Raw genomic sequence first — 13,110 nt, forward strand, 5'->3', positions numbered from 1 at the left:
CAACCCATGTCCATCACTCCGTCCCCTGCCGCGCCCGCCGAGCCGCTGAGCCTCGGCGCCAGCCACTCGCCGCTGTTCGCCCTTGTCACCGACAAGGTGCGCGAAGGCATCCTGAACGGCAAGTACGCCCCCGGCGAGCGGCTGGTGGAAAACAAGCTTTCGGCGGAACTGGGCGTGTCGCGCATCCCGGTGCGCGAGGCGCTGCGCGCGCTGGCCAGCGAAGGACTGGTGCTGATCGAGCCGCGCCGCGGCGCCTCGGTGGCCAGCCTGTCGCCGGTTATCGCGCGCGAGATGGTGGAGGTGCGCGCGACCCTGGAAGGGCTCAACGCCAAGCTCGCCGCGCAGCGCCGCGACCCGGCGCTGGTTGCGGAACTCGAGACCGTGCTGCGCCAGGGCATGGATGCTGCGGCGCAGGGCCGCGCGGATGAGCTGCTCGCCCTCAATACCCGCTTCCATGAGGTGCTCGGCACCATTGCCGCCAACAGCGTGCTGCAGGAAATGATGCGTTCGCTGCGCGAGCGCACCGCGGTGCTGTTCGGACCGGCCAACGTGGTGCGCGCCCGCCAGAACTGGGATGAGCACGCCCAGATCCTGCAGGCGGTCATCGCCGGGGATGCCGACCTTGCCGCCTTGCTGGCCGCCCGCCATGTCTACAGTGCCGCCAAGGCAGCGGACCTGCCGGTGGACGGGCAGGGCAGGGCGGAGGCGGCCTGAGGGCGTCAGGCCTCCGGTCTTTTCCTCCCCCGTCTTCAGCCTTTCGTTGCATGCCCGGCAATTGGGCATTCCATGCGCTGCTATGGCGCACTGCACCAATTTAGGTATACTGTAGGCATTCCAGATCAATAGGGATTTACCATGCAGTCGCCTGAGCAACGCTATCTTTCGCAACCGGTCGGCCAGCAACTGTTGCACCACCTTGCCGCGCGCGATGCGGTTCGCCATACCACGCCGCTGGTGCCGCTGCGCGTGCGCGATATCGGCCGCTTCTTCCTGGCCCTCGGCGGCCGCACCCCGCGCCGTGGCCATTGCTGAGCCGTCCTGACTGACCGGCGGCGCCATCACGCCGCCGCGCCCGCCTGGCCATCCTGCCGGCCGACGCTTCCCTCCCTCCCTCCCTCCCTCCCTCCCTCCCTTTCTTCCCTGGACCGCTGCCTGCTCCAGCACGCCAGTGCGTGCCATTTTATCTTGCGCTCCGATTAAGACGGAATATAGTATACCAACGCATTCGCAATATCTCCCGAAGCCTGTCCTATGCACCCCCACCGCGCCGCTGCCCGCGCGGATAACGACAAGGAGTCGATGTGAACCTGTCCGACCGGACCACCGGCGCTTTTCCGCCGTCATGGGAGGTGGCACAGCGGCTCACTGCCGGCGAAGTCTCCGCGGTGGAACTGGTGGATGCCTGCGAGGCCGCCTGGCGCGACTGGCACGGCATCATCAATGCGCTGGTGCTGTGCGATTTCGATGCCGCCCGCGCCGCGGCGCTGGCAAGCGACCGGCGCCGCCGGGCCGGGCAAGCGCGCGGCGTGCTCGACGGCGTGCCGTTCTCGGTGAAGGAATCGTTCGACGTCGCCGGCTGGCCAACCACCTGTGGCAATCCGGCCATGCACGGCCGCGTGGCCCAGCGCGACGCCGTGGTGGTGCAGCGCCTGCGCGATGCCGGCGCCATCCTGCTCGGCAAGACCAACGTCCCGCTCGGCCTGCGCGACTGGCAGAGCTATAACGCCATCTACGGCACCACCCGCAATCCGCACGATCCGTCGCGCACGCCCGGCGGTTCGTCCGGCGGCAGCGCAGCGGCGGTGTGTGCCGGCCTGTCGTATTTCGATGTGGGCTCCGATATCGGCTCCTCGCTGCGCAATCCGGCCCACTATTGCGGCGTCTTCTCACTCAAGCCGAGCCATGGCCTGGTGCCGCTGGCAGGACATGGCGCCGGCCCGGCCCGCTTCGGCGAACAGGACATCAATGTCGCCGGCCCGCTGGCACGCAGCGCGCGCGACCTTGAGCCGGTGCTGCGCGCCATCGCCGGCCCGCACGGCGACGAGGCACTGCCCTACCGCCTGGACTTGCCAGACTGCCCGCACCGCCGCTTGGCCGATTTCCGCATCGCCGTATTGCCCACCCATGCGCAGGCCGAAGCCGACCGCGAGGTCGCCGCGCAGATCGAACAGCTCGGCCACTGGCTGGCCGGGCAGGGCGCGCGCGTGGACTGGCACGTGCGGCCTGACTTCGATGCCGCCGAACTGTGGCACGTCTACGTGACGCTGCTGCGCGCGACCACCGCGGTGCACATGGACGACGCCGCCTATGCCGATGCGCTGGCCCGCAGCGCCACCGCCGCGGCGCACGACCATGGCTACGCCACCCTCCAGTACACCGGCGCGACACTGAGCCATCGCGACTGGCTGCGGCTGCAGGTTGCCCGCGAACGCTTCGCCGAAGCCTGGCGCCACTTCTTCCGCGCCCATGACGTGTTGCTTTGCCCCGCCGCGGCCACCACCGCCTTCGCGCTGAACGAGGCCGGCGAGCCCTGGCAACGCAGCATCACCGTCAACGGCCGCGCGCAGCCGATGACCACGCAATTGTTCTGGGCCGGCCATTCCGGTCTGTGCGGGCTGCCTTCGGCGGTCGCGCCGATCGGGCCAGGCATCAGCGGCCTGCCGGTCGGCGTGCAGATCGTTGCCGGCCGCTACCGGGATCTCACCGCGCTGCGCTTTGCCAGCCTGCTGGAACACGCGGGCTACGCGTTCCGGCCGCCGCCGCGGCCATCTGTCATGCCGGCTGACCACAACAGCTAAGCCACCACACCATACACACCACAGGGGAGGGAATCATGTTTGACTGGTTCCGTGATTTGTCGCGCATGGAGCGCAAGGGGTTTTATGGCGCGTTCCTGGGGCATGCGGTCGACGTGTTCGACTTCATGATTTATTCCTTCCTCATCTCCACGCTGCTCGGGCAGTGGGGCATGAGCAAGTCGACGGCGGGCGCCATCGTCACGTGGACGCTGGTGTCGTCGCTGGTGGGCGCGATCGGGGCCGGCATCCTGGCTGACCGCTACGGGCGCGTGCGGGTGCTGCGCTGGACCATCGTGGTGTTCGCGGGGGCCTGCTTCCTGTGCGGGCTGGCGCAGTCGCCGGAGCAGTTGATGGTGTTCCGCATGATCCAGGGCCTGGGGTTTGGCGGGGAGTCTTCGCTGTGCATGGTGCTGGTGACGGAGATGATCCGCAACCCGGCGCACCGCGGCAAATACTCGGGCTTTACCGCCAGCAGCTATTCGTTCGGCTGGGGCGCAGCGGCCATCGTGTATGCGATCGCCTTCAGCGTGCTGCCGGCGGAGACGGCATGGCGGGTCTGCTTCTTCCTCGGCATCCTGCCGGCGCTGGTGGTGGTCTACCTGCGCCGCAACCTGGAAGAGCCGGAAATTTTCCTGAAGAGCCGGGCGGCCGGCCGGCAGGAAACGGCGCTGGCAGGCCTCGGACGGCTGTTCCGCGGGCCGCTGCTATCCAAGACCCTGCTGTGCAGCCTGCTTTCCGGCGGCATGCTGGGCGCGTACTACGCCATCGCCACGTGGCTGCCGACCTTTCTCAAGATCGAGCGAGGCCTGTCGGTGTTCGGCACCAGTTCTTACCTGGCGGTGACCATCGTCGGCTCACTGATCGGCTACGTGGCGGGCGCCTATGCCACGGACCGCTGGGGGCGGCGGCTGACGTACATCGTATTTGCGGCGGGGGCATTCGTTGCGGCGCTGGTCTATATGGTGATGCCGGTGTCGAATACGTCAATGCTGTTCCTGGGATTTCCGCTGGGCATCCTGATGCAGGGCGTGTTCTCGGGCATCGGGGCGACGATCTCGGAGTCCTTTCCCAACGATATCCGGGCGACCGGGTATGGCGTGTCATACAACGCCGGGCGGGTGATCGGGTCGCTGTTTCCGCTTTCGGTGGGATGGCTCAGTTCAGGCCACACATCGCTGCCGGGTGCCATCGCCATCGTGGCGGGGGTTGGCTATGTGATGGTGGTGGTTGCCGCGGTGCTGTTGCCCGAGACGACGGGCATGGATCTTGGGCAGGCGGGTGATGGCGGGGACAGAGAAGAGGCCGCGCCGATCGCCCGGCCGGCGGGGACGGTCGCCTGAGGCCGGTCCCGGTACTAAGGGCGCGCTGGGCGCCCTTTTTTAGAACACCCACGCCGAAAGCGCCGGCAGCATCAGGCTGACCCCGATCCCGATCAACACCCCGAACGCCACCCTGCGCGTGGTGGTCGGTGAGAACGGCGGCGGAAAGCGACGGCCCAGCAGCGTTGCAATCACCACCACCGGCACCCCGACCGCGGCCTGCAGCCAGATCGCGGCATCCAGTTGTCCTTGCCAGGCCGAGAACAGCGTGCGCACCGTCGAGGTCACGGTAAAGACCAGGATCAGCGCGCAGCGGATTTCCACCGGCTTCATCGGCTGCCGGTAGAACTGGAAGATCAGCGGCGGCCCGGATACGCCGAACATGCCGCTCAGCAACCCGCCAAAGACCCCGCTCATGAAAAAGCTGCCGTCTCCGGAGCGGCGCGACAGCGGCTCGGGCCTGAACGCCGAGCTCAGGCCGCCATACAGGATCACGGCGCCAAGCAGCAATTGCAGCAGCGTGGCGGCCGAGGAACTCAGGTACTCCAGCACCACCACGCCGACCAGCACCGACGGCAGGATGCCGATGGCGGCGGCACCAACGGCGCGCCAGTCGATATGCTGGAACTTGCCGGGCAGCGCGCAGGCGCTGTTGGCCAGCGTGACAAGGCTGACCACCGCGGCCACGGTGGCCACGGGCGCCAGCCCGAGCCCGCTGGTGGCGCCCATCACGATCATGCCAAGGCCAAAGCCGGTCACCGTCTGGAAATAGGTGCCGGCGCCGAGCAGGGCCTGCAGGCCCAGCAGCGGCAACAACAGTTCTGCTTTCATGCCGCCGCCTGCTCGCCCTTGGTGGCCTGTTCCGCGGTGGCTTGCGCCTGGACCACGGTGACGGCGATGACATGGAACACATCGTCGGCGCTGCAGCCGCGCGACAGGTCGTTGGCGGGCTTGTTCAGCCCCTGCAGCATCGGCCCGATGGCCTTGGCGCCACCGACCCGCTCGGCCAGCTTGTAGCCGATATTGCCGGCTTCGAGGCTGGGGAACACCAGCACGTTGGCGTGGCCGTTCACCTGTGAATGCGCGACCTTGCGCGCGGCGATCTCGGCGACGATAGCGGCATCGAGCTGCACGTCGCCATCGATGGCCAGGCCCGGCCGTTGCGCGCGCACGCGCTCGGTGGCGGCCACGACCTTGTCCACGGCCGCATGGTGGGCGCTGCCGCTGGTCGAGAACGACAGCATGGCCACGCGTGGCTCTTCCATCAGCAACGTGCGTGCGCTGTCGGCCGCGGCCATGGCGATATCGGCAAGCGCATCGGCATCCGGATCCACCACCAGCCCGCAGTCGGAGAAGATCAGCCCGCCCTTGAGCGTGTGGAAAGGCTCGCACAGCATCATCAGGAAGAAGCTAGACACCAGCCGGAAGCCGGGTGCCAGCCCGATCAGCTGGATTGCGTTGCGCACCACGTCGGCGGTGGTATGGGCGGCGCCCGCCACCGAGCCGTCGGCGTGGCCGAGGCGCACCATCAGATTGGCGAAGCACAGGGGATCGAGCACGGCGCGCCTGGCTTCATCGAGCGTCATGCCCTTCTTCTGGCGCAGCGCAAAGAGTTGCTGCGCGAACGAGGGCGTGAGCGCCGAGGTGGCCGGGTCGACCAGCGTCATGCCGTCCAGCCCGATGCCGTGGATGGCTGCGGCGGCGTTGATCTGGCGCGTGTTGCCGACCAGCACGAGGTGGGCGATGCCTTCCTGCGTGGCGCGTTGCGCGGCCTGCAGGATGCGCGGGTCTTCGGCCTCGCACAGCACGATGCGGCGGGGGGCGGCGCGGGCGCGGTCGATGATGCGGAGGATGGCTTTCATGGCGGGATGGGCTGTGTAAAAACGAAAAAAAGGGCCAGCGACTTGCGCTATGCCCTTGGGGTTCTCCCCTCTCCCGCAAGCGGGAGAAGGGGCACACCACCAGCTAGCGAGATGCACTAGCGGGATGCAATGCGCCGGTCAGACGTAGTCCTTGTACTTGTCCAGGTAACGCACCGGCTTGGCCAGGGCATCGCGGCGGAACGGGTCGCCCAGTTCACGCGTGCACATGATCTCGATGATCGTGGTCTTGCCGTGGTTCATCTGCAGGTCGATGGCGCGCTTCAGTGCCGGGCCGACATCTTCCAGCCGATCGACCACGATGCCTTCCGCACCCATCGCCTTGGCGATGTCGGCAAAGCTCTGGTTGTCCAGCTCGCCCGCCACAAAGCGGCGGTTGTAGAAGTCCACCTGGTTCTTCTTTTCCGCGCCCCACTGGCGGTTGTGGAACACCACCGCGGTCACCGGGATGTTGTGGCGCACGCAAGTCATGGTTTCCATCAGGCTCATGCCCCAGGCGCCGTCACCGGCGTACGACACGGCCGGGCGGTGCGGTGCCGCGACCTTGGCGCCGATGATGGTCGGGAAGGCGTAGCCGCAGTTGCCCCAGCTCATCGCCGCGAAGAAGCTGCGCGGCTTCTCGAAGCGCAGGTAGCTGTTGGCCACCGAGTTGATGTTGCCGATGTCGGTGGACACCATCACATCTTCCGGCATGGCCTTTTCCAGCTCGCGCAGCACCTGGCGCGGATGCAGGTAGTGGCCGCCGGTGGGCGTGCGCTCCTGCTTCTGCTCTTCGATCATGTCCAGGCTGTACCGGTCGCGCTCATGGGTCCAGTCGTCCAGCTCCTTCTCCCACGCGGCCTTTTCGTTGGCGATTTCCGTGGCGCGGCCGTCGCGGGTGGCGTCGCAGGCCAGGGTGCGGCCAGCCAGGCGCTGCGTCAGCGCGATGGCGGCGGCCTTGGCGTCGCCGCAGATGCCCACCGAGATCTTCTTCACCAGGCCCAGCATCTTGTGGTCGGCGTCGATCTGGATGATCTTGGCGTTCTTCGGCCAGTAGTCCATGCCGTGCTGCGGCAGCGTGCCGAACGGCCCCAGGCGCGAGCCCAGCGCGATCACCACGTCGGCGCGCGAGATCAGCTTCATCGCCGCCTTCGAGCCCTGGTAGCCCAGCGGGCCGCACCACAGCGGGTGGCTGGCGGGGAACGAGTCGTTGTGCAGGTAGCTGTTGACCACCGGCGCGCCCAGGCGCTCGGCCAGAGCCTTGCACTCTTCGATCGCATCGGCCATCACCACGCCGCCGCCCGAGATGATCACCGGGAACTTGGCGTTGGCCAGCAGCTCGGCCGCTTCATTCAGGCTCTGCTCGCCGCCGGGGCCGCGGTCGAGGCGGCGCGGCTGCGGGATTTCGACATTGACCTTGCCGTAGAAGTGGTCACGCGGGATGTTCAGCTGGGTCGGGCCCATTTCCGCGGTGGCGCGGTCGAAGCAGCGGGCGGTGAACTCGGCCATGCGCGCCGGGTTGGTGACGTGGCCCTGGTACTTGGTGAACTCCTGGAACATCGGCAGCTGGTTGGCTTCCTGGAAGCCGCCCAGGCCAATGCCCATGGTGCCGGCCTCGGGCGTGACGATCACCACCGGGCTGTGGGCCCAGTAGGCAGCGGCGATCGAGGTCACGCAGTTGGAGATGCCGGGGCCGTTCTGGCCGATCACCACCCCATGGCGGCCCGACACGCGGGCGTAGCCGTCGGCCATGTGGCCGGCGCCTTGCTCGTGCACCACCGGGATCAGGCGGATTCCCGCCGGCGCGAAGATGTCCATCGCATCCATGAAGGCCGAGCCCATGATGCCGAACATGTCGGTCACGCCATTGGCGGCCAGCGTTTCGACAAAGGCTTCGGACGGGGTCATGGTCTGCGGTCCGGCCGGGACCTGGCTCTCCTTCGCGGCAGCCGAGCCACCGGAAACGGCGGGATTCGAGGTGGTATCGAGGTCGCGCATGGCGTTGTCTCCTGATGAGGGTCTTATAAAGTGGAGCTAAACGTTCCGGAAACTTGTTTGCTGGGGGAAATGTAGGCGGAAGATCTGGGTTGGTCAACAAGAGTTTTGTTTTTCGGAATGAAAAACATGAAAAATTGAGATAAGTTACGTGCAAAGAGATTTAGACGTAACTTATTGCTCGCCGAGATTGGCGAAAAATGAGAGACCGGGAATGAGCGGGCGGCGCAGCGCCGGTGGACAACCGGCGCTGGAAAGAGGGGAGGGAGTGGGTGCCGCGCGGTGCGCGGCGTTACGGCAAGCGGAAGGGATTCAGCGCGTCGACAGCGCCTCAAGCACCGGAAGGTTGCCCTCGCCGAAGCCGAGGTGGCCGTCGCGCTGGACGATCTCGAAGAAGAACTCGCCCGCCTCGCGCTTCAGGAAGGCCTGCTGGAAGCGCTCGCGCGTGCGGTCGCCGTGCGCGCTGCCGTCGACCAGGATGCCGTAGCGCCCCAGCGCGGCCAGGTCCAGGCCATGGCCGGGCACGCGAGCGTCCACGGAGTCGTAGTAGGCCGCGGGTGGCTGCACAAACTGCACGCCATGGCCCGTCAGCGCCGCGGCACTGGCCAGGATGTCGTCGCTGGCCAGCGCAATATGCTGGATGCCTTCGCCGTGCTGGTCCGACAGGTAGTGACGCATCTGGTCGTGGCGCGGCGTGCCTTTCTCATACAGCGGGATGCGGATGCGCCCGCAAGGCGACACCAGCGCGCGCGCCTCGCCGCCCACCCGCAACTCGCGGAAACCCAGCACCTTGCGGTAGAACTCCAGCCATTCCTGGAGATGGCCTGGCTCGACGGCCTGGGTCAGGTGGTCGACGCGGACGAGGCCGGCGTCGGGCGGGTTGCCGGCTTGCGGCAGCGGGCGGAAATCGACGTCGTAGATCGAGATATCGCCGACGTCGCCAGGCCGGCCTTCCTTGCCGCGCCAGCGGTCGATGAAATACAGGATGGATTGCCCGATACCCTGGATGGCTGGGATGTTGAGCTCCATCGGCCCCACCGTGCCGCCTTCAAATGGCCATGCGCCCGCTTCCAGCGCGCGGGTAAAGGCGGCCGCGGCATCGTTGACGCGGATGCCGATGGCGCAGATCGACAGGCCGTACCTGCCGGCATAGCGCGTGGCGAATGAATCCGGTTCGGCGTCGACGATAAAGTTCATCTCGCCCTGCCGGTACAGCTTTACCGCCTTGTGGCGGTGGCGGGCGATGGCGGCAAAGCCAAGGCGTTCCAGCGTCCGGCCCAGCGCGGCCGGGTCGGGCGAGGCAAATTCGATGAACTCATAGCCCTGGATGCCGAGCGGATTGTCCCAGGGCTGGAAATCGTCCGCGCGCGGGGATAGGACTTCTGCGGCGCTCATTGTCGTGGCTCCTGAAAGGTTGGCTGAGTGCGATGCCGGGCCTTGCGGCGACGACCGATCATAGCAATCCGACCACGCCGGGCCGCGTCCGGGCGGCAATTGGCGCTCCCCGTAGAAACCCGCAGTGCGTACTATGATCGCGCATATGCGTTCATTAATCGCGCAATATGGCGAAAAAGACAGTTGGCTGAGGGGCGGCGGGGCACTAATCTCCGGTCAACGACGCGCCCCCGTCCTCCGCCAGGTCCTTCAGCAAGGTCCACCTGCCGGCTCCGGAGCGCGATTCCCCGGACTCAGGCACATCATGATCAACGGCAAGACCACGCTTATCCCGCATCTCGGCTATCCCACGGAGTCGTTCAAGGCGCCGATGATCTACAACCCCTGGTTCGACCGGCAGGGCATCGACGCCGCGGTGGTGCCGATGGGTGTGAAGCCGGACGACTATGCTGACGTGTTCGGCGCGCTGTTCCGCCTGACCAATATCCGCGGTGCGCTGGTGACCATGCCGCACAAGGTTGCCACGGTTGAACTGGTGGATGAACTTACGCCGGCCGCCCGCATCGCCGGCGCCTGCAACGCCGTGCTGCGCCGCGACGACGGCGCCCTGGTCGGCGGCCAGTTCGATGGCGAAGGCTTCGTGCGCGGCATCATGCGCAAGGGCTGCCGGCTGGAGGGCGCGCGCGCCATCGTCTCCGGCAGCGGCGGGGTGGGCAGCGCGATCGCCGCGTCGCTGGCGGCTGCGGGCGTGGCGGAGCTGGCGCTGTTCGACGCCCGTGAGGCGGCCGCGCGCGCGCTGGCGCAGCGCCTGGCCGCGCACTACCCGGCGCTGCGCGTCAGCACCGGCTCGGCCGATCCGCATGGCTTCGACGTGGTGGTCAATGCCACGCCGCTGGGGATGCATCCCGGCGACCCGTTGCCGTTCGACGTGGCGCGCATCGCCCCCGGCGCCATGGTGGGCGAGGTGGTGATGAAACAGGAATACACGCCCTTGCTGCAGGCCGCCCTGGCCCGCGGCTGCAAGGTGCAGGTGGGCACCGACATGCTGTTCGAGATGATCCCCGCCTACCTGGAGTTCTTCGGCTACGGCACGGCCACGCCCGACGCGCTGCGCGAGGTGGCGCAGATCCGGTATTGACGCATCGTGGGGCCGGGACCAGGGTTCCGGCCCGAAGCCGAGCGCACCCCGCCACATAAAGGCGCGCCGGCAAGCATTTCCTATCCATTGGTGGAGACAGACAATATGACAATGACTCACAAGGAGCTGCCGGCGGCTGCTGCATTCGGCAACTCGATCGGCGACAAGGTGCGCGCCGCCTTTGCCTTCGGCAAGGTGCGCTGGGGCATGCTGGCGCTGGTGTTCTTCGCGACCACGCTGAACTACGTCGACCGCGCCGCGCTGGGCGTGCTGCAGCCGGTGCTGGCCAAGGCCATGGCCTGGACCGCGCAGGACTACGCCAATATCAACTTCTGGTTCCAGGTGGGCTATGCCATCGGCTTTGCGCTGCAGGGCCGGTTTATCGACATGGTCGGCGTCAAGCGCGCCTTCGCGCTGGCGGTGCTGCTGTGGAGCATTGCCAGCGGCGCGCACGCGCTTGCGGCCTCGGCGGCCGGCTTCATGATCTGCCGTTTCTTCCTGGGCCTGTCGGAAGCGGCCAACTACCCGGCGTGCGTCAAGACTACGCGGATCTGGTTTCCGGCCAGCGAGCGCGCCATTGCCACCGGCATCTTCAATGCCGGCACTAATGTCGGGGCGATGCTCACGCCGATCATGCTGCCGCTGATCCTGCAGGCGTGGGGCTGGCAGGCCGCGTTCATCGCGATTGCCTCGCTGGGCGCGGTCTGGCTCGCGTTCTGGTGCACGCGCTACCACAACCCGGAACAGCACCCGAGCGTCAGCGCCGCGGAACTGGACCACATCACGCGTGATGTCGAACCGGCGCCGCATCGCATCCGCTACGCGCAGATCCTGCGCATGCGCGGCACCTGGGCCTTCGCACTGGCGTACGCCATCACCGCGCCGGTGTTCTGGTTCTACCTGTACTGGCTGCCGCCGTTCCTGAACCAGCAGTACCAGCTCGGCATCAGCGTCACGCAGATGGGCCTGCCGCTGATCGTGATCTACCTGGCGGCCGATGTGGGCAGCGTTGGCGGCGGTGCGCTGTCGTCGTGGCTGATCAGCCGCGGCATGCCGGCGGTGCGGGCGCGCCTGCTGTCGATGCTGATCTTTGCCGCGTGCATTACCTCGGTGGTGATGGCCGCCGGCGCCAGCAGCCTGTGGATGGCCGTGGCCGCGATCTCCGTGGCGATCGGCGCGCACCAGGCCTGGACCGCCAATATCTGGAGCATGGTGATGGACTACACGCCCAAGCACGTGGTCAGCTCGGTGTTCGGCTTCGGCGGGATGATCGGCGCCATCGGCGGCATGTTCATGACGCAGCTGGTCGGCTACGTGCTCACGTCGACGCACAACAACTATGCGGTGCTGTTCACGATGATCCCGTGCGCCTACTTTATCGCGCTCACGTGGCTGTTCTTCCTCGCCCCGCGCAAGGTGCCTGACGCCGCCTGACGGCAATCCCCGCTGGCAGTCATCACGCAGCAATACGACAACAAAGACAGAGACAAGACTCCGATGCAAAAACGACTGATTGCGCTGCTCGCGCTTGGCGCGGGCAGCCTGCCCGCTGTCGCCCAGACTTCCGGTGGGGTCACGCCCGTCACGCTTTATGGCCTGCTGGATACCACCATCCGCTACAGCACCCATGAAGACGCGGCCGGCCACGGCCGCACGCAGATGACCGACGGCGTGCTGACCGGCAGCCGCTGGGGGCTGCGCGGCACCGAGGATATCGGCGGCGGCAACAAGGCCTGGTTCATCCTGGAATCGGGCTTCGCGCCCGACACCGGCACCAGCCAGCAGGGCGGGCGGCTGTTCGGGCGCACCGCGGTGGTCGGGCTGGAAGGCGGCTACGGCAAGCTCGCGCTCGGCCGCCAGTACACGCTGGCGCATGAGGTGCTCTCGTCGTATGAGGCCATGGCCTTTGCCAACAATTCCATCGTCGGCTACCAGGGCGGCAATTACACCGGGCTGCGCTACGACAACACCGTCAAGTACATCAAGAGCTTCAACGGCCTGCAGGTAGCGGCGGCCTACACCTTCGGCGAGGTGCCGGGCAGTATCAAGAGTGGCTCGGCCGCGGCCGGATCGCTGGTGTACAGCTCGGGGCCGCTGGAGATCGGCGCGGTCTACCAGCAGACGCAGAACGTCACTTCGGCCTACTTCGGCGCGGTGCCCGCGGCGCAGGCCAGCAAGCAGACCGTGTGGGGGCTGGGCGGGACGTGGAAGGCGGCGCGGGCGCAGTACTACCTCGGCTATACCAACAACCGGCTGGATGTGGCGGACTATCGCAACAACGTAGGCTATGTCGGCACGCGCTTCAGCCTGACGGATGCGCTGGCGTTCATCGGCACTGTCCAGTACGACTGGCTGCGGCACGCGGGGCAGGGCGGCAAGCGGCTGACCACCGCGGGCATGCTGGACTACAACTTCAGCAAGCGCACCGATGTGTATATGGAAGTGGATTACACCCATCTGCAGGGACAGTGGATTGCATTGAACAGCGGGGCAGGGTTTGTGAGCAGCGGGAATACGTACGGGAACAAGACGCGGCTTGGGGTGATGGCAGGGGTCAGGCATAAGTTCTGACGCTCACCGTCCTCCGAGCCGCTGGTTTGCTCCCT

General features: G+C 67.0%; 11 protein-coding genes. 7 read left to right on the forward strand and 4 right to left on the reverse strand.

Features of this window, described 5'->3' with window-relative positions; all coding sequences use genetic code 11:
- The first annotated feature begins 6 nt into the window (after window positions 1-6).
- The 4 genes from A3A5_RS0101985 (at window position 7) to A3A5_RS0102000 (ending at window position 4,138) form a co-directional block, all read left to right on the forward strand.
- Window positions 7-714 (forward strand): GntR family transcriptional regulator, encoded by a 708-nt coding sequence (locus A3A5_RS0101985; protein WP_018308987.1) that lies wholly within the window; start codon window positions 7-9, stop codon window positions 712-714.
- Window positions 715-855: 141 nt separating this feature from the next.
- A complete protein-coding gene (locus A3A5_RS43945; protein WP_026200354.1) occupies window positions 856-1,032 on the forward strand; it encodes a hypothetical protein in 177 nt (58 codons plus the stop codon).
- Between the two features lie 269 nt (window positions 1,033-1,301).
- Window positions 1,302-2,798: an amidase gene (locus A3A5_RS0101995; RefSeq protein ID WP_018308988.1), complete on the forward strand. Its 1,497-nt coding sequence runs from the start codon at window positions 1,302-1,304 to the stop codon at window positions 2,796-2,798.
- Window positions 2,799-2,833: 35 nt separating this feature from the next.
- Window positions 2,834-4,138, forward strand: coding sequence for an MFS transporter (locus A3A5_RS0102000; RefSeq protein ID WP_018308989.1), 1,305 nt, complete (start codon window positions 2,834-2,836; stop codon window positions 4,136-4,138).
- A 39-nt stretch (window positions 4,139-4,177) separates the two neighbouring features.
- Here A3A5_RS0102000 and A3A5_RS0102005 read toward each other — a convergent pair whose 3' ends face one another.
- The 4 genes from A3A5_RS0102005 to A3A5_RS0102020 form a co-directional block, all read right to left on the reverse strand.
- The gene (locus tag A3A5_RS0102005) at window positions 4,178-4,948 is read right to left on the reverse strand and encodes a sulfite exporter TauE/SafE family protein (RefSeq protein ID WP_018308990.1); all 771 of its coding nucleotides are present in this window, start codon (window positions 4,946-4,948) and stop codon (window positions 4,178-4,180) included.
- A complete protein-coding gene (gene pta, locus A3A5_RS0102010; RefSeq protein WP_018308991.1) occupies window positions 4,945-5,979 on the reverse strand; it encodes a phosphate acetyltransferase in 1,035 nt (344 codons plus the stop codon). The genes A3A5_RS0102005 and pta overlap by 4 nt, the downstream gene beginning before the upstream one ends.
- 138 nt (window positions 5,980-6,117) lie before the next feature.
- Window positions 6,118-7,884 carry a sulfoacetaldehyde acetyltransferase gene (gene xsc, locus A3A5_RS0102015; protein WP_035811738.1) on the reverse strand — a complete coding sequence of 589 codons (1,767 nt, stop codon included), beginning with the start codon at window positions 7,882-7,884 and terminating at the stop codon, window positions 6,118-6,120.
- 399 nt (window positions 7,885-8,283) lie between these two features.
- Window positions 8,284-9,366: a 4-hydroxyphenylpyruvate dioxygenase family protein gene (locus tag A3A5_RS0102020; RefSeq protein WP_018308993.1), complete on the reverse strand. Its 1,083-nt coding sequence runs from the start codon at window positions 9,364-9,366 to the stop codon at window positions 8,284-8,286.
- A gap of 304 nt (window positions 9,367-9,670) precedes the next feature.
- Here A3A5_RS0102020 and A3A5_RS0102025 point away from each other — a divergent pair, with 304 nt between their 5' ends.
- The 3 genes from A3A5_RS0102025 to A3A5_RS0102035 all read left to right on the forward strand — a co-directional run bounded on the left by A3A5_RS0102025 (window position 9,671) and on the right by A3A5_RS0102035 (window position 13,075).
- Complete coding sequence (locus tag A3A5_RS0102025; RefSeq protein ID WP_018308994.1) at window positions 9,671-10,504, forward strand: shikimate dehydrogenase; 834 nt, start codon at window positions 9,671-9,673, stop codon at window positions 10,502-10,504.
- A gap of 105 nt (window positions 10,505-10,609) precedes the next feature.
- Window positions 10,610-11,938 (forward strand): MFS transporter, encoded by a 1,329-nt coding sequence (locus A3A5_RS0102030; protein WP_026200355.1) that lies wholly within the window; start codon window positions 10,610-10,612, stop codon window positions 11,936-11,938.
- A gap of 63 nt (window positions 11,939-12,001) precedes the next feature.
- The gene (locus A3A5_RS0102035; RefSeq protein WP_018308996.1) at window positions 12,002-13,075 is read left to right on the forward strand and encodes a porin; all 1,074 of its coding nucleotides are present in this window, start codon (window positions 12,002-12,004) and stop codon (window positions 13,073-13,075) included.
- The last annotated feature ends 35 nt before the right edge of the window (window positions 13,076-13,110 follow it).

This window comes from Cupriavidus sp. UYPR2.512 (assembly GCF_000379565.1).
Classification (GTDB): Bacteria; Pseudomonadota; Gammaproteobacteria; order Burkholderiales; family Burkholderiaceae; genus Cupriavidus.